The 16,994-nt window shown below is 43.9% G+C and carries 12 protein-coding genes; 5 read left to right on the top strand and 7 right to left on the bottom strand.

The features are described 5' to 3' along the window. The first annotated feature begins 24 nt into the window (after positions 1–24). The 3 genes from K08M4_RS03285 to K08M4_RS03275 are packed head-to-tail and all read left to right on the top strand — an operon-like array spanning position 25 to position 3,961. Complete coding sequence (locus K08M4_RS03285; protein ID WP_086048836.1) at positions 25–705, top strand: fimbrial biogenesis chaperone; 681 nt, start codon at positions 25–27, stop codon at positions 703–705. A gap of 10 nt (positions 706–715) precedes the next feature. Continuing rightward, positions 716–3,106 (top strand): fimbria/pilus outer membrane usher protein, encoded by a 2,391-nt coding sequence (locus K08M4_RS03280; protein WP_086048835.1) that lies wholly within the window; start codon positions 716–718, stop codon positions 3,104–3,106. Between the two features lie 3 nt (positions 3,107–3,109). Continuing rightward, positions 3,110–3,961: a hypothetical protein gene (locus K08M4_RS03275; protein WP_086048834.1), complete on the top strand. Its 852-nt coding sequence runs from the start codon at positions 3,110–3,112 to the stop codon at positions 3,959–3,961. Between the two features lie 207 nt (positions 3,962–4,168). Here the strand turns inward: K08M4_RS03275 and fusA are convergent, their stop codons facing one another. Together fusA and radA are read right to left on the bottom strand one after the other, a co-directional pair. After that, positions 4,169–6,256, bottom strand: coding sequence for an elongation factor G (gene fusA / locus K08M4_RS03270; RefSeq protein ID WP_086048833.1), 2,088 nt, complete (start codon positions 6,254–6,256; stop codon positions 4,169–4,171). A gap of 234 nt (positions 6,257–6,490) precedes the next feature. Beyond that, on the bottom strand, positions 6,491–7,870 hold the full coding sequence (radA, locus tag K08M4_RS03265; RefSeq protein WP_009847515.1) for a DNA repair protein RadA: 1,380 nt from the start codon (positions 7,868–7,870) through the stop codon (positions 6,491–6,493). Positions 7,871–8,031: 161 nt separating this feature from the next. On the opposite strand from radA, the gene K08M4_RS03260 reads away from it, so the two are divergent. Beyond that, a complete protein-coding gene (locus tag K08M4_RS03260) occupies positions 8,032–10,380 on the top strand; it encodes a PilZ domain-containing protein (RefSeq protein WP_086048832.1) in 2,349 nt (782 codons plus the stop codon). Positions 10,381–10,477: 97 nt separating this feature from the next. Here the strand turns inward: K08M4_RS03260 and serB are convergent, their stop codons facing one another. Further along, on the bottom strand, positions 10,478–11,458 hold the full coding sequence (gene serB / locus K08M4_RS03255) for a phosphoserine phosphatase (RefSeq protein WP_017103874.1): 981 nt from the start codon (positions 11,456–11,458) through the stop codon (positions 10,478–10,480). 109 nt (positions 11,459–11,567) lie between these two features. Here serB and K08M4_RS03250 point away from each other — a divergent pair, with 109 nt between their 5' ends. Then, positions 11,568–12,179, top strand: a complete 612-nt coding sequence (locus K08M4_RS03250) for a YtjB family periplasmic protein (RefSeq protein WP_086048831.1) — start codon at positions 11,568–11,570, stop codon at positions 12,177–12,179. Between the two features lie 95 nt (positions 12,180–12,274). On the opposite strand, the gene deoD is transcribed toward K08M4_RS03250, so the two are convergent. The 4 genes from deoD to deoC all read right to left on the bottom strand — a co-directional run bounded on the left by deoD (position 12,275) and on the right by deoC (position 16,568). Further along, entirely contained in the window at positions 12,275–12,994 is a 720-nt protein-coding gene (gene deoD / locus K08M4_RS03245; protein WP_086048830.1) for a purine-nucleoside phosphorylase, read from the bottom strand. A 64-nt stretch (positions 12,995–13,058) separates the two neighbouring features. Continuing rightward, entirely contained in the window at positions 13,059–14,279 is a 1,221-nt protein-coding gene (locus tag K08M4_RS03240; RefSeq protein ID WP_086050377.1) for a phosphopentomutase, read from the bottom strand. 75 nt (positions 14,280–14,354) lie between these two features. Beyond that, a complete protein-coding gene (gene deoA / locus K08M4_RS03235) occupies positions 14,355–15,683 on the bottom strand; it encodes a thymidine phosphorylase (RefSeq protein WP_086048829.1) in 1,329 nt (442 codons plus the stop codon). Between the two features lie 108 nt (positions 15,684–15,791). After that, entirely contained in the window at positions 15,792–16,568 is a 777-nt protein-coding gene (gene deoC, locus K08M4_RS03230; protein ID WP_086048828.1) for a deoxyribose-phosphate aldolase, read from the bottom strand. Positions 16,569–16,994: the final 426 nt, after the last annotated feature.

Raw genomic sequence — 16,994 nt, 5'->3', positions numbered from 1 at the left:
AAGTTATTTTATGGAGAAATATCTATGGTTAGGATTACCACTCTTCTATCTTCTTTGTTGTTTAGTTCTATTCTTTTCGCATACGAGGTAAGCCCCATCTATTTAGAACTTGATGATGTGGGCCGGAATTCTCAAGGTTTGTATAAAGTGACTAATGTTGAAGAAGAGCCGATTCTCCTAGAAGTAAACGTCTATCAAACTGATTTTTCTACTGGTGAAGAAATCTTAACCCCGTCAGAAGATGAATTTCTCATCCTTCCACCTCAAGCAAAAATTGACGGCCAAAAGTCTCAGACTTTCCGCGTACGTTACATGCCAACAGGGTCAATAAAACAAACCGACACTTACCGTATTGTCTTTACGCAAATTGAGCTAGAAAATCAGATTGAGGAAAATGACGACAGTTCTATTTCCATGTTACTAGAGTTTGCAACTTTGGTATTTGTATCTCCCACATCCAGTAAATCAATTCCAACCACTACACTTCAAAACCGCCAAGTTACTATCCGAAACGATGGTAAGCGAGTACTGAACATGAATGGTATGGAGTTTAATTTCTCTGGTGATAAAGCAAACAAAACGGTCGATTGGGAAGTCCTAAGCAAAAAAACAAGCGCTTACTTGATGCCAGGAACGACCGTCAAATACGCCTTACCAAGTGAACTGGGACAGCCAGAGAAAGTTTCTGTTAAAACAATAGACTAATGATGCTTTCATGAAGAGTCTCATTTTATACCTCACTCTAATAATGACTATACCAGCCGCGTTCGCTCAAAGTTGGTTATTCCCATTTCCTGTCACTTGGGGTGAAAACACAATCGGTGAAGTAAATGCATATTCTGACGGTATAAGTGTTGGATCTGTCAACGTAGATCAGATAGCTCAGTCGACTAAAAAATTGATTAACCCTGATACATTGGCTGCACTACGAGATTTTTCCGAAGAGTACATCACAGTCGAACAGTTGGATCGTATGGGTATTAATGCAACTTTTAACTCCTCCGAACAAAGCATAAATTTAGTGATTGATGAAACGGCTGCAGCTGAATTTTTGCTTTCGTTTGGTAGCAAATATGAACCCGCCCAATATTCAGAAAGCGCGTTTTGGACAGTACAAAATACACTGAATGCCAGTACGGATTACTCCTTATTCAACGACTCTAATGCAGAAGACACCCAAACTTGGCTTGGTGAATGGTTATTGAAATCCAATATTGGTGGCGTCCGAGGCGCTAATGTTGAAATATCTGGCTTTGTAACTGGTGGTAGCGATCTCAATTCCGACGTGTATCGAGGTGAAGCTCGCCTGTTCTTCGATGAACCAAATACCCCTTTTCGTCTAACCTTTGGTGATGTCACCCAAGCAAGTGCAGGGCACCTTCCTAGTACTCCTCTCGGTGGCCTTGCTTTTGAACGTTTGTATCAAGACTTACAACCTACCCGAAACATCCAGAACGGAGGAACTCAACCGCTGGTATTGAATGAGAGTGCCGATGTGGAAATCTATATCAACGATGTTTTTCTCACCGAGATTCGATTACCCCCAGGTCGATATACACTTGATGATTTGCCTCTCGTTTCTGGTACCAATGACGTTCGGTTAGACATTAGTTATCAATCAGGCAGAACCGATACCATCGTTTATAGCCAGTTCTTTAATTCTCGTTTATTACGAGAAGGTATTTCTGATTTTGGCTTTTACTCTGGTTTAACGTCGACGATTGAAGATAACAACTTTAAGTATGACGACGAACAGTGGGTAACTTCAGGGTATTATGACTATGGTATCAGCGACACCTTAACAGTTGGTGTAAACGGTTTATACCACCCTGAAGGACAACAACTCGGCATGATCGCAACAATTGGCTCCGATTGGGGGAACTTAGGCGTTCGTGCTTCTGCACAAAAAAACAAGCCTAATAGCGATACGGGTAGTATCTACAGCTTAGATTACTCTCATCAATTATGGGGAACAGACAGCTACGGCTCCCCAAATTTCCGTTTTGGTAGTGAATATCAAGATAATTATTTTGCATTACCTTGGCAGATTGCGGAAGCGAATACTGGCCTTCGAGTCTTTTCAAACTATGTTTTCAGTATTACGGATAACCTGAGTTTAATTCTGAGCGGCGACTATCGTGACTTTGAAGAGGCTGAGGTGCAATGGCAGGCCTCGACTGAAGTTGCTTGGCAATTTTATAACGTGTCACTCTCTGCTGGTATCGAAAAAGAAGAAAACCCAAATGAAAACATCGACGAAACTCGCTTCACTTTTTCTGCAGATTGGGACTGGAACTCTGACGATGGAGAATACAATGCAAATGTATCCTACTCCAACGAACCAGATACCTATCGAGCCCAATTCCAACGTCCATCGGAGGATTATACGGGCAGTTATGGTTATGCGATGACTGCGGAAGGCGATACTGATTCTCAAACTTATTCAGTCGAAGGTAATTATGTAGCAAACCGATTTATCACCGACGCTAAAGTTTCTCACCTAGCATTTGATAACTCAGCAAACTACCAAACCGCTTCTTTACGAGCGAGTACAGCGCTTACTCTGGCTGACGGTAATTTAGCTTGGTCACGGCCAATCAATGGCCCTGTGGCAATTATCTCTGTTCATGATTCGTTAGATACTGATGTAGAAATAAATGCGGTTGCAGACGATCCTGCAGAAGCAATATCTACCTATACTGTCAGCAATGCTGTTCAGTTGTCTGGAGGCCACCAATTGTCCAGTGTCTACATTTATGTGCCGGATGCACCGATCGGTTATGACTTTGGTGATCATGAATACAACATTACGCCGGGCTCACAAACAGGCCATATAATAAGAATCGGCTCGGCAGCATCGAAAACGATTATTGGTAAGATCGAGATCGAGTCAAAAAAACCCTTAAAACTTTTCCAAGGTCAGTTAGTTGGACAACAGAAAACGTATGAATTTTTCACTAATCGATCAGGTAGGTTCGTTGTGGAAGGCGTTGCGCCGGGTGACTACACCATCGTCATAGATGGCTTTAGCCCAACAAAATTGAGCGTCCCAGAAATCAATGACAATCTGATTTATCTACCAACTTTACTTATTAAAGAGGGATAAACCATGAAACACTTACTTAAGTTCTCAGTGTTCGGTTTAGCCATGTTATCTCAACCGGTTTTGGCCGAATGCAGTGGCAAGTGGATACTTAACGTCGACATAAGCAATGTTGAATTTAAGCGAGATTTAGCCGCTTATATTCCCGTTTATTTGGAGTTGTCGCGTGATATTCAGACCTGTCGATTCCCGACGGCCATAGTATCGGTCAACAATAAACAATCTAGCTATTTGAGTTCAATTGGAACAAATTTGCCTCTGACTATTCTGGACAAAAACTTCCGCCAATTGAGCCACTTTCCTAGTAAAGGCTTTCAACTACCTCTGGATAACAGCCAAAGAACAAAGTTTTGGATAAAAGTGCCTGAAGCTAAAGTAGCCGCATCGGGTAATTACAACGGACTTCTTGAAGCCTCTATTTCCCTAAATAGAAAACCAGAGACAAAAAATGTCAGAGTGAAACTCAATGTCCCAGCATTTGTAGCTTTCAACTCAGTCCCTAACGCACCAAACCTTCAACGCTCAGGGAGCTCAGGTTATCGCTTCCAGCTTGGTGACCTTGAATCTAACAGCACCTATCGCTCCGATTTTGATCTTCTTTCGAACTCAAATGTAAGATTAGTAGTAAAGCAGAAATATGGTGAGTTAAAGCAGAAGTCGGAATCCAATGTCACGATCCCATATACATTGCGATTTAATAACGCCTTGGTAAACCAGAAATCGATTTATACCTTCTCAAACAATGAGGATACTAAGCGCTGGGGAGTTCCCCTTGAGGTGACGCTAGGTAACATCGACTTTGCGCGTGCTGGAAAATATCAAGAGACGATCACGGTTGAAGTTAAAGCTATGCCTTAGGAATACGTACTTGAAAAGTCTGTCGTTTATTTTCCGTTGGCCTTTTTAATTTCTTCTCTATGTTCTTTAATCAAAACCAAGATCATCCCATAAGCGCTTAAATGTATACTTATGATAATAGAATAACGCTCGCTGGTATCACTGATAACAAAAAGCCCCGCAAGCTTTCACTTGCGGGGCTTTTTAGTTAATTTAGAAAAGAGCTAATTACTTACCAGCTTCTTTTTCTGCTTTAACTTTTGCAATCACTTCGTCAGCAACGTTAGTTGGACATGGTGAGTATTGTGCGAATTCCATAGAGAATTGGCCACGACCAGAAGTGATAGTACGTAGGTGACCGATGTAGCCGAACATCTCAGAAAGAGGTACGTCAGCTTTAATACGAACACCAGTAACACCAGCTTGTTGATCTTTGATCATGCCACGACGACGGTTAAGGTCACCGATAACATCACCAACGTGATCTTCTGGAGTGAACACATCAACGTTCATGATAGGCTCAAGAAGTTGCGCGCCAGCTTTAGGCATAGATTGACGGAATGCACCTTTCGCTGCGATTTCAAATGCGATTGCAGATGAATCGACTGCGTGGAAACCACCATCGTAAAGTTCAACTTCAACGTCTAGCGTAGGGAAGCCAGCTAGTACGCCGTTTTCCATCATGCCAGCAAAGCCTTTCTCAACAGCAGGCCAGAATTCTTTAGGTACGTTACCGCCAACAACTTTTGAAGAGAACGTAAAGCCAGAACCAGGTTCGCCAGGCTTGATACGGTAATCGATCTTACCGAATTGACCAGAACCACCAGACTGTTTCTTATGCGTGTAGCTATCTTCAATTGCTTGAGTGATAGTTTCACGGTAAGCAACTTGAGGAGCACCAACTGTAAGGTCAACGCCGTAAGTACGCTTAAGGATATCTACCTTGATGTCTAGGTGAAGCTCACCCATACCTTTCAGGATAGTTTCGCCAGTTTCTTCATCAGTCTCAACTTGGAAAGATGGATCTTCTGCAACCATTTTACCGATCGCGATACCCATTTTCTCAGAACCGCCTTTATCTTTTGGAGATACAGCGATAGAGATTACTGGTGTTGGGAAAACCATTGGCTCAAGCGTTACTTGATCTTTAGGATCACATAGAGTGTGACCTGTTTGCACGTTCTTCATACCAACGATCGCAATGATGTCACCAGCTTGTGCGCTAGTTAGTTCGTTACGGTCATCAGCTTGCATCTCAACCATACGGCCAACACGCTCAGTTTTACCTGTGAATGAGTTAAGAATCGTGTCACCTTTGTTCAATTTACCAGAGTAAATACGAACGAAAGTTAGAGCACCGAAACGGTCATCCATGATTTTGAATGCAAGCGCTTTGAAAGATTCTTCAGTAGAAACGATAGCGTGGTTGCCTGTTTCTTCGCCGTTCTCATCCATTAGAGGCTGAGGATCAACTTCAGTTGGTGCTGGTAGGTAATCTACTACAGCATCAAGGATAAGTTGCATACCCTTGTTCTTGAACGCAGAACCACAGAACGTTGGGAAGAATGCGATATCACGGGTACCTTTACGGATACAACGCTTGATGTCTTCGATAGAAGGCTCTTCACCTTCCATGTAAGCTTCCATTAGGTCATCGTCTTGCTCTACAGCAGTTTCGATTAGCTCTTCACGGTATTGCTCAACGTCATCAACCATGTCCGCAGGAACATCAGTGATTTCGTAGTTTTCAGGAAGACCAGTGTCATCCCAAACGTATGCTTTACGGCTTAGAAGGTCTACAACACCCACGAATTCATCTTCGCGGCCGATTGGTAGAACCATAACTAGAGGAGTTGCACCTAGAACGTTTTTAACTTGGTCAACAACGTTGTAGAAATCTGCACCCATACGGTCTAGTTTGTTAACGAAGATCAGACGAGATACTTCTGATTCGTTAGCGTAGCGCCAGTTAGTTTCTGATTGTGGTTCAACACCACCAGAACCACAGAATACACCGATACCGCCATCAAGTACTTTAAGAGAACGGTATACTTCAACTGTGAAGTCAACGTGTCCAGGAGTATCGATAACGTTTAGACGGTGACCGTTCCAGAAACAGCTTACAGCTGCTGATTGGATAGTAATTCCGCGCTCAGCTTCCTGTTCCATGAAGTCAGTAGTTGATTCGCCATCATGTACTTCACCAGTCTTGTGGATCTGACCAGTTAGCTTAAGGATACGCTCAGTGGTAGTTGTTTTACCCGCATCAACGTGCGCGAAAATACCAATGTTTCTGTATTTCGATAAATCTGCCATTGTCTTACTCTGTTAATAGGATATAAAATGCGCGCAGAGTATATCACAATCTGTGAGGACTGATAGCTTTGCATGCATTTGGGACTAAAAAACTTTGCCTTTTTCTAACGTATAGAAAAAGGCAATCTGAAGAAACAATCTAAATGATTGTTAAGTTTAGTGCTAACTTAAAGCGAAAATAGCGTTTAAGTTAGACTGAATTTCTGCTGTATAGAGTAGCTGAAGTGAGCTCAATTACAACTCATCAAAAGCATTAATTGCTTCCGATAATTTTTTCACACCGTGGATCTGCATTCCTGGAATGCCACCTTTAGGCATGTTAGCCGCTGGTACAATGGCTCTCTTGAAGCCGTGTTTAAACGCCTCATTTAAGCGCTCTTGACCGCTCGGTACAGGTCGAATCTCACCAGCAAGGCCTACTTCGCCAAAAACCACCACATCTTTTGGCAATGCGCGGTCTCTGAAACTCGAAAGTAATGCCATTACCAATGCAAGATCAGCACTGGTTTCGGTTACTTTAACACCACCAACGACATTCACAAACACATCTTGGTCAGCCATTTGTAAGCCGCCGTGTTTATGCAGCACGGCTAATAACAATGACAGTCGATTTTGCTCGAGACCAACAGCGACACGACGCGGGTTAGCCAGCTGCGAATAATCCACCAGCGCTTGAATTTCGACAAGAAGTGGACGCGTCCCTTCCCAAACCACCATCACTGAACTGCCTGAGGTTTCTTCTTCACCACGAGACAGGAAAATAGCCGATGGATTGCTAACTTCTTTTAGCCCTTGCCCTGTCATGGCAAACACACCTAGCTCATTCACTGCACCAAAACGGTTCTTGTGGCTGCGCAAGGTTCTAAAACGACTGTCCGTTCCGCCATCTAACAGCACCGAGCAGTCAATAATGTGTTCAAGTACTTTTGGTCCCGCTAAGGTACCGTCTTTAGTTACGTGTCCCACTAGGAATACGGCAACGTTGTTCTGTTTCGCATAGCGCGTTAATGCGGTTGCCGATTCGCGCACCTGAGCAACACTGCCTGGAGACGATTGAACATCAGCGACATGCATAACTTGGATTGAATCGATAACCATGATCTTAGGCTGCTCTCTTTCTGCAACCTGACAGATTTTATCAACATTGGTTTCAGAGAGCATTTTGAGATGCTCTTTTGGTAACCCTAATCGAGATGCTCGCATCGCAACTTGTTGAAGAGATTCTTCGCCAGTGACATAAAGTGTCGGTAACTGGGAAGAAAGCTGACACATAGTCTGCAACAACAGCGTTGATTTACCGGCACCAGGGTTACCACCAATAAGAATCGCAGCGCCAGGTACAACACCACCACCAAGTACACGATCAAGCTCTTTGAAGCCACTACTAAAGCGCGGGACCTCTTGCAAGTCGATTTCCGATAGCGTTTGAACCGAAGATTCAGTTGCACCACCAGCGTAACCACTGAGTCGTTCGTTACGCGCGACCTGAGGTGAAGCGGCTAACCTAACTTCTGTAATCGTGTTCCAAGCACCACATGCATTGCACTGCCCTTGCCAACGTGGAAAGTCAGCACCACAGTCATTACACACATAAGCTCGCTTTGCCTTAGCCATAAAACCTCAATAATTTGCTTGGTAACGGGTAAATGTTGCTATTTTGTGACCCCGTTGACCGTACAGGTGAAAATAAAAGTTGCAGTAGAGCCACGAATACCTAAAGATCAAATACAACTCGTCGATAACAATAACGCACCATCCATTCTAACAAGAAAAGTATGCAGCAATCTGAAATTCTATCTGTAGCAGAACGACTTATTCCGGCCTACCATGCCGAAGATTTCGAATTCCTTCTTTCTCAAATGACAGAAGGCGAATCGCCGTCTCTAAAACTGCTCGTTAAAATGGAACTGAATCGTATCATGGCTCCGTGCACAAAGAGCATTGATTTACGCGGGCGTATTGATAATGAATGTCATCAATTCACGCTAGACGAGCGTAAACATTGGCTTGATGACATAGCTTTGAACGCGTATCAACGTGGTACTAAAAAATTTAAAGGTTATACCGAGGGCGTGTGGGAGTTAGTGATGACACCTCGCATTCAACCTCTTCGTAATATTGTTAAAACATCCTCTCAAGATGACCACGATATCACTAACGCTGATAGCCCCTATGAAGCAGAAGCCATTAACCTCGGTTACGATTTAAAACGCAAAGAAAACAGGCTCAAGATTAGCTCACAGGTTGAAATCACCACGCCTAAAGGACAAAGCCTACATGGTGTGACAATTGATATTTCTCCGTCGGGTGCAAAGTTCAAGGTACCAAGGGCGTTTAAATACAACCTAGGGGAAATCATCAGTGTTAAATTCACTGAGCTTGTTGAGAAGTCACTAGAAGCCGATGTTAATGAGGCGGTTGAATTTCGTATTCTGGGTATTGATGAATCCTACGAGAACAATGCTGTCAAATTTTTAAGATGCATCAGAATCAGCGATACAACGAGTGTGGCTCGTTTACTCGATGAATCTCTAAATAGTGTCAGCAAGAAAACTAGCCATGAGAATCAAGATAGGCTCATTCGAACGCGAACTCGCGGTATTGAACACACCTATCTAAAGTACACCTGTAATCTCCCTCTATTCTTCAGTGGTAGTGAGTTGAAGCTCGCCCTACTCACGGATAACAATCATCCCCAATGGCAATATTGGCATGATGAGCGTAACCAACAAGCTTTGGGCACTTTGTTCAACGAACAACGTATGAACTTACTCGCTAAGCCTGGCGTGAAGGGAACCAGTAACGTTATCTACTCTTTTACCCATGAACATAAAAATAAAACCTTGTTCTACTCGATGATGCTGCCTGAAGCTTCTCGTGAAGAGAGGCAACTGTTCTGGCACATCGGCGGTAAACGTAAAAGTTGGAAGGCGTTCAAATTCTCGGTTTTCGAATTATCCGACTCTGAGCGACAAGCCTTAGCTGAGCATTCAGATACGCTTGCTCAAAGCTCAGCGCAACTGACTCATTGCGGTATCTTGCAAGAGATCGGTGATCACGAAAGTGCTGCCGATTATCTATTAAGTGAAAAACCACGCATTCCAAGCAGTGACCTTAATCGCTTTCGTCATCCGCGAACGGTGGTGGGGAACATTCAAAGTATCTACTTTGATTCCCAAAGTCGTCGTAAAGAACCGAGATATAGCTTTAAATCGCCCATTCAACTCACATCACAAGATAGTCCAACTATAAATGGGCACACTGTAGACATATCAAAACGTGGACTAAGCATTACCCTTGAACAACCAATGGTACTCAAGATTGACGATCCTGTTGTGGTGAATTTCAATGAACTGCAACTCTATGATAAAAACTTGCCACTCAGCACAGTGCCTTACCACGTAATTCGTGTAAGCCCGAATGGTTGCAACATTCAATTGGTTATCACCGAAAATGCAAAAACAATGCGCACGATCGCCTTCCTCAACGGGCTTATCGATCAGAACCAAAGTAAGCTAAACAAAAAGCAAGAAATACTGCCTACCGATTCACTGCTCAAATCACTGCACAGTGTTTTGCTTAACAAAATGGTCAGTAATCCAATCTTCATTGATAAGCCGGGCTCAACGTTGCGTTGTAAGCTCATTGGTGTGAACTTCCCACTGAATAAGCATCTAGCCTTACTGGCTAAACTTGGGCACAACCAAAAGTTTTCACTCGAACCTATTTTTAAAGGTCACTCTAATTCCCTATTGGCTGAACCACTCAAAAGAATAGAGGGTGCAGAGCCTAAACATTATGATGTCTACATTGCTGCGGTAAAGTTTGGTAACAAAATTCAATCTGTACATACGAAGTTGGTTAAAGACTTTGCATCTACGAAAGAACGTATCTCGTTCATTAAGAATGCACAAGATCTGGGTGATGTGTATGTACTGCGAGTCACTACCGCACCGATCTTTAATCCATTAACCAGTTTATTCCAATCAGACTTAGCCGAGCTTTCGCGCATCAGTATGCACCAAGCGAAGAAGTTAGAGAGTGAGGTCACCGCTTTTATTGGTTATGGCGAGATAGAAGACATTACCGATGAAGTATTGATTCGATTAGAACTCTCGCATTAAATAGCTGTATCAATTTACCGACTTATCGGATTTAAAAAGAGAAAAAGCAGGCTCATCGCCTGCTTTTTTTGTATCCGTTATACCGCCCTAAATATGACTAAGGCTTCGCTTGCCAGCTGATTTTTTGCTGCTTAGCTAATACGCCTGACAAGATACAAAGCACCCCACCTAAGCCAGCATAACGCACAGCAGTTTGAGCTTGTTGTTCAACTTTCGGTTTTGCATGGTAAGCAATCCCTAAACCGGCAGAACCCATCATAACCAAGTCATTGGCACCATCACCTACGGCAACGGTGTTATGCAGTTCCAGTTCATACTCTTCAGCAAGCTCTACCAAGATATCCGCTTTGGTCTGCGCCGAAACAACATCGCCTAAAACTTCACCCGTCAATTTACCATTGACGATCTCTAGGGTGTTTGACTGAGCGTGGTCAAGATCAAGAGTATCTTTCAGGTAGTCTGAGAAATAAGTAAAACCACCCGATGCGATCGCCGTCTTCCAGCCAAGTTTATTCAGAGTATTCACCAGCTCAACTAAGTCTGGCATGAATGGCAATGATTGACGCACTTGCTCCAGTATCGACTCATCCGCACCTTTCAGTGCCCCAACGCGTTGACGCAGGCTCTGTTCAAAGTCGAGCTCGCCTTGCATCGCACGCTCTGTGATTTCAGAAACTAACTCTCCCACTCCTGCGAGCTTTGCTATCTCATCGATGCATTCAATTTGAATTGCTGTCGAGTCCATATCCATCACGATCAAACCTGGCTTAGATAAGTCTGGGACCTCGCTAAGGCAAGCATAATCAAGCTTCAGTGCTTGTAAAATTTCTTCGTGTGCAGGGGTTAGGTTCCCTGACATCAGTGCCACTTCATAATGCCCCACCTTCCACGTATCGAGGATGGTGTTGTAGGTACCAGTGAAAAAGTCGATGTCATCGAATGATTGTGGAGATAGGTACTCACCGAACACAATCCAATTGGCTTTGGATTTAGCGAGTTGAGAAGCGAAACGAGTCTCGGGGAGTCGGGTTAATAATGTCGTATGCCTTTTAATCGGCAGATATTTCTGAGCGTCCATGTGTATGATTCCTAATTAACTATGCTAAACGTTAACCTATTGCAATTTGAAAACGCAAGTCTCAATATGTCTTAATCATAACATTTGTTTATTTCAGGCTTCGTGAAACATGAATGAATCATTGTTCTCAATACGTAACGCTTTACGAGTACTAGCCCTAATTCTGTTGGCTGCTATGTTCGTGGTAACAATTAAAAACACAGTAGTGATCAGTAAAGGCAATGAGAAAATCCAAGCAAAACAGTTGGAAACGCTGACCAAACTACTGATCTCACAGGCATCTCTTTCAGCCAGTAAGATGATCACTCAGCAAGATCAAGAGCGCCTGCTAGAGCTAACTAACCAACTTTCTCAGGATCGATTGGTATTTGATACCACCATCTACGATGCAGAAGGGATCCGACTGGCCTCGAGTGAAAAAGCGCTCTCGGTACGCGAGGTTCTTGGCTTAGACACACCTCTTTCAACGGCAAGTATTGGCAGGCAGCAACTCGTTGAGCCTATTTACTCTCCAGAGAGTACGATCATTGGCTTTATCCGCGTGACTTTTGAGACGGGAAAAATGACCGCTATTTCTGATCATCACTACCGTAAGAGCGATCGCTACATGATCGGTATGGTCTTGATGGGGTTTGTCAGTGGCGTGTTGTTCATCATGCTTATTCGTAAAAGAAAGACTAAGTCTGGGGAGAACTGGCTGCTTAAAAATGTAAGCTCTTAACGGCTTAGTTTAAGACATCCAAGAAAAAGCCCCGAAGCTCAGGCAGCAACGGGGCTTTTTGTTATCTGTTAGCTTATCAAGCTGTAGAGAAATGATTAGTCTTGGTCACCAAGAAGCACAGAGTCTAATGCGATAACCATCATGTCGTTGAAAGTCGTTTGACGTTCATCTGATGTGGTTTGCTCACCAGTTTTGATGTGATCAGAAACAGTACAAATAGTCAGAGCTTTTGCGCCGTATTCAGCACACACACCATAGATACCCGCCGCTTCCATCTCTACGCCGACAATACCGTATTTGTCCATCACTTCAAACATGTCAGGATCTGGTGTGTAAAACAGTTCAGCAGAGAAAAGGTTGCCGACTTTGACGTCTACACCATGCGCTTTTGCTGCATCTTCTGCCGCACGCACCATTTTGTAATCTGCGATAGCCGCGAAGTCATGACCTTTAAAGCGAATACGGTTCACTTTTGAGTCAGTACACGCGCCCATGCCAATCACCACATCACGCACTTTGATATCTTCACTCACTGCACCACAACTACCGACACGAATGATCTTTTTCACACCAAAGTCTTTGATCAGCTCAGTCGCGTAAATAGAACAAGATGGGATGCCCATACCGTGCCCCATTACCGAAACCTTACGACCTTTGTAAGTACCCGTGTAACCAAACATATTACGAACATCACACACCTGAACTATTTCTTCTAAGAAGGTTTCAGCAATGTATTTAGCACGTAGCGGATCGCCTGGCATTAGAACTACGTCAGCGAAATCACCCATTTCAGCATTAATATGTGGAGTAGCCATTGAAAATATCCTTAATCTCAAAACAAAAAAGAAGAGAGAGGTTTCCCTCTATCTTAGTTAACCATTACAGAAAGCTTGTACCGTATCCCATTGGCGATGTGCCAAAGTATGACGCTAAGCTTTGACCGATATCAGCGAAGGTATCACGACGGCCTAGAGAGCCTGCTGGAACCTTGTTACCGTAAACAATCACAGGGATATGTTCACGAGTATGGTCTGAACCCGGCCATGTTGGGTCACAACCGTGGTCTGCTGTCAGGATAAGCACGTCATCTTCTTTCATCATATCGATGATTTCATTGATGCGACCATCGAAGTACTCAAGTGCCGCTGCGTAACCTGCAACATCACGGCGGTGGCCGTAAGCTGAGTCGAAATCAACGAAGTTAGTGAACACGATGGTGTTGTCACCCGCTTCATTGATCGCTTCTTTGGTTGCTTCAAATAGTGCAGGGATACCTGTTGCTTTGGTTTTCTGAGTGATACCACAACCTGCGTAGATATCAGAAATCTTACCGATTGAGTGAACGTTGCCGCCCTTCTCATCAACCAGCTTCTGAAGAACCGTCGCCGCTGGCGGCTCAACAGAAAGGTCACGACGGTTACCAGTACGTTCGAATTGACCTTTACCAGCACCAATGAACGGACGTGCGATAACACGACCAATGTTGTAATCAGCTAGCTCTTCACGAGCAATCTGACAAAGGTCTAATAGGTTTTGTAGGCCGAATGTATCTTCGTGACAAGCGATCTGGAAAACAGAATCTGCAGAAGTGTAGAAGATTGGCAAGCCAGTCTTCATGTGTTCTTCACCTAGGTTATCTAGGATTTCTGTACCCGATGAGTGGCAGTTACCTAAGAAGTCAGATAGACCAGCACGCTCAAGGATGCGATCAGTCAGTTCTTTTGGAAAGCTGTTCGCTTTGTCGGTGAAGTAGCCCCAGTCAAACAGTACCGGAACACCAGCGATTTCCCAGTGACCTGATGGCGTGTCTTTACCAGAAGACAGCTCAGCAGCGTGACCGTACGCGCCAATGATCTCAGCGTCTGCGTCCATACCAGGAGCAAAACGACCTGTAGACTCTTTGTGAGCCATAGCTAAACCTAGCTTAGACAGGTTTGGCAGCGTTAGTGGGCCGTTACGATCTGCATTGTCTGCAAGGCCTTGATCACAATGGTCAGCAATGTGACCCATAGTGTCTGAACCTACATCACCGAATGTGTCCGCATCTGCTGTTTCGCCGATACCGAATGAATCTAAAACTAAAATAAATGCTCTTTTCATTTTCTTCACCAACTTATTGCTCTTTGCACCAGAACTCGGTTTATCGGTATACATACGTATACCGATACCTGTTATTTACACGTCTTCAGAACGAATCTGACGGTAAACGTCTGGCGTTGCTGTGTATTCTCCACCCACAATGATTGCATTTTGTAATGCCGTCGCAGCTTCTTGCCACTGTTGTTCATTGCGAGCATGAATCATTGCTAATGGTTTATCGTCACTTGCTACTTCGCCAAGGCGAATGAAGCTATCAAAACCGACTGCGTAATCAATGCTGTCTGTTGCTACACGGCGACCACCGCCCATACCAACGACAGCCATACCAATTGCACGCGTATCCATCGCTGATACTACACCGCTTTCTAGCGCGTACACTGGTTTAACAATTTCTGCTTTTTCTAGGTAGTTATCGTAGTTCGTTACGAAATCTGCTGGACCACCAAGGCCCGCTACCATTTTACCGAAGCACTCTGCTGCTTTACCGTTATCCAGTACTGCCATCAGTTTTTCACGCGCTTCGTCTGAATCTTTTGCAAGGTTACCCAGAACCAGCATTTCAGCACACGATGCCATCGTAATTTCTAGCAAACGAGGGTTACGATATTCGCCGGTTAGAAATTGAACCGCTTCACGTACTTCTACTGCGTTACCCGCTGAAGAAGCCAGAACTTGGTTCATGTCCGTTAGGATTGCCGTTGTTTTAGTGCCTGCGCCGTTTGCTACTGCAACGATAGATTTTGCTAATTCTTCAGACGCTTCGTAAGTCGGCATGAATGCGCCTGAACCTACTTTTACATCCATCACTAGAGAATCAAGGCCAGCAGCCAATTTCTTAGACAGAATTGAAGCTGTGATCAACGAGATGTTGTCGACTGTTGCCGTGATATCTCGAGTCGCGTAAACGCGCTTATCAGCCGGTGCTAAATCACCAGTTTGGCCGATGATCGCTACGCCAGCTTCTTTGGTTACAGCACCAAACACATCGTTGGTGGGTGTAATATTGTAACCAGGGATAGATTCAAGTTTGTCTAGCGTACCGCCAGTGTGACCTAAACCACGACCAGAGATCATTGGAACGAAACCGCCACATGCTGCCACCATAGGGCCAAGCATCAGAGAAGTTACGTCACCAACACCACCAGTAGAGTGTTTATCAACGATTGGGCCATCAAAGTTCATGTGGCTCCAGTCAATCACCATGCCCGAATCACGCATTGCACACGTCAGTGCGATACGTTCTGGCATCGTCATTTCATTAAAAAAGATAGCCATTGCGAATGCTGCAATTTGGCCTTCAGAAACGGTATTTTTAGCCACGCCTTGAATGAAGAAGTTAATTTCTTCAGTCGTTAGGACTTCACCATCACGTTTTCTGCGAATAATTTCTTGAGGTAGATACATTAGTGCCTCCCAAACTCTAGTGAGTATGGTTTGTAGGGAAAGAGGTAATATGGAGTGACTTAACACCACTCCATCAAACAGACTTTATTGTTATACCCGATAGGGAAATTAGTATGCTGCTGGATCTGCAGTTTGGTCTGTCACTTCTAATGTATTAAGAAGGTTAGTTAGTAGGCTTGAAGCACCAAAACGGTAGTGCATGTTGTCTGCCCACTCAGAGCCTAGTAGCTCATCAGCCATCGCTAGGTAAGCTTGAGCATCTTCAGCTGTACGTACGCCACCAGCTGGTTTGAAACCCACTGTTTTAGCTACGCCCATGTCACGAATAACTTCAAGCATCATGCGTGCGAACTCAGGAGTCGCGTTTACTGGCACTTTACCGGTTGAAGTTTTAATGAAGTCTGCACCGGCTTCGATACAGATTTGAGAAGCTTTCTTGATCAGTGCTTCTTCTTTAAGTTCACCTGTTTCGATGATCACTTTAAGCGTGATGTCACCACAAGCTGCTTTACACTGTTTAACTAGCTCAAAACCCACTTCTTCGTTGCCAGCAATAAGAGCACGGTATGGGAATACTACGTCAACTTCGTCTGCGCCGTACGCTACCGCTGCTTTTGTTTCAGCAACAGCAATTTCGATGTCGTCATTACCATGAGGGAAGTTAGTTACAGTCGCGATGCGTACTTCTGGAGTACCTTGCTCACGCAACGCCTTTTTAGCTGCTGGGATGAAGCGAGGGTAAATACAGATTGCAGCGGTGTTGCCAACTGCAGTCTTCGCGTCATGACAAAGTGCTACTACTTTTTCAGTAGTATCGTCGTCATTTAGCGTCGTTAGGTCCATAAGTTTAAGTGCACGTAGAGCTGCTGCTTTTAAATCGCTCATTTCTATCTCCGATCAATATATTCAAATAGTTAACTACTTCACCATCCATCCAGTATAGATGGATATTTTAGTAATGCTCAGTAGTCACAAATGAACGGACTTGGTTCCCTGAAGACTTGATAACTTTCGCTACCAATTGCAATCCTTGTCACCGCACAGTACCAGTTTGGTCTATGGCACAACAAATCAGTCATGTTGTGTCTAACATCTATAGTGTATTGCTAATATAGCGTATTGCTAAGTTTGGCTTAATCCCAGAAGAATAACGTTTGAGTTAATTTCAATGTTACTTTCTTGCCAACAGAGACATCCTATCCCTTTAGCTTATACATTATAGGTATCCATCAATAAATTGTAGTGCTCCTTAGAACGCAAACGGTTTGTATCTCAAAAAAACATTCTAGACCCATTTTCGACTCCAAGCAT

This window comes from Vibrio syngnathi, assembly GCF_002119525.1.
In the GTDB taxonomy this organism is placed as follows: domain Bacteria; phylum Pseudomonadota; class Gammaproteobacteria; order Enterobacterales; family Vibrionaceae; genus Vibrio; species Vibrio syngnathi.
The sequence above is the reverse complement of the archived record's forward strand: the minus strand, read 5'-3'. Positions and strand labels throughout refer to the sequence as shown.

Coding starts and splice junctions, on each gene's coding strand:
- K08M4_RS03240 (WP_086050377.1), bottom strand. CDS start 14,279: ATGAAAAGAGCATTTATTTTAGTTTTAGATTCATTCGGTATCGGCGAA.
- deoD (WP_086048830.1), bottom strand. CDS start 12,994: ATGGCTACTCCACATATTAATGCTGAAATGGGTGATTTCGCTGACGTA.
- deoC (WP_086048828.1), bottom strand. CDS start 16,568: ATGAGCGATTTAAAAGCAGCAGCTCTACGTGCACTTAAACTTATGGAC.
- K08M4_RS03250 (WP_086048831.1), top strand. CDS start 11,568: ATGAATGAATCATTGTTCTCAATACGTAACGCTTTACGAGTACTAGCC.
- serB (WP_017103874.1), bottom strand. CDS start 11,458: ATGGACGCTCAGAAATATCTGCCGATTAAAAGGCATACGACATTATTA.
- K08M4_RS03275 (WP_086048834.1), top strand. CDS start 3,110: ATGAAACACTTACTTAAGTTCTCAGTGTTCGGTTTAGCCATGTTATCT.
- K08M4_RS03260 (WP_086048832.1), top strand. CDS start 8,032: ATGCAGCAATCTGAAATTCTATCTGTAGCAGAACGACTTATTCCGGCC.
- K08M4_RS03285 (WP_086048836.1), top strand. CDS start 25: ATGGTTAGGATTACCACTCTTCTATCTTCTTTGTTGTTTAGTTCTATT.
- radA (WP_009847515.1), bottom strand. CDS start 7,870: ATGGCTAAGGCAAAGCGAGCTTATGTGTGTAATGACTGTGGTGCTGAC.
- fusA (WP_086048833.1), bottom strand. CDS start 6,256: ATGGCAGATTTATCGAAATACAGAAACATTGGTATTTTCGCGCACGTT.
- deoA (WP_086048829.1), bottom strand. CDS start 15,683: ATGTATCTACCTCAAGAAATTATTCGCAGAAAACGTGATGGTGAAGTC.
- K08M4_RS03280 (WP_086048835.1), top strand. CDS start 716: ATGAAGAGTCTCATTTTATACCTCACTCTAATAATGACTATACCAGCC.